1 pseudogene is annotated in these 244 nt (G+C 71.7%); it reads right to left on the bottom strand.

The annotated features are described in order from the left end of the window. Positions 1-244: pseudogene (locus H928_RS27680) on the bottom strand (phosphonate ABC transporter permease); the annotation flags it as partial.

The following is a 244-nucleotide window of genomic DNA, read 5'->3' as shown; positions in this document are numbered from 1 at the left end:
AGCAAACGGGCCCAGGCCCACGGCCAGCACGGTGATCGTCGCCCAGACCAGCTCGGGCACCGAGCGCAGCAGGTTGAGCAGCGCGTTCCAGGGCGCGCGCCCGCGCGGCAAGGCCAGCAGCAGCCCGGCCATCGCCGCCAGCAGACTGCCGATGACGGAGATCGCCAAGGTCTCCCACACGCCCTGGGCCACCTTGCGCAGCCAGGCGGCGCTCAGGTCGGGCGAGAAAAAGCCGGCCACAAAG

This window comes from Comamonas sp. B-9 (genome assembly GCF_000410635.1).
Taxonomy (GTDB): Bacteria; Pseudomonadota; Gammaproteobacteria; order Burkholderiales; family Burkholderiaceae_C; genus Comamonas.
This window is presented reverse-complemented; position numbering and strand designations above follow the sequence as displayed.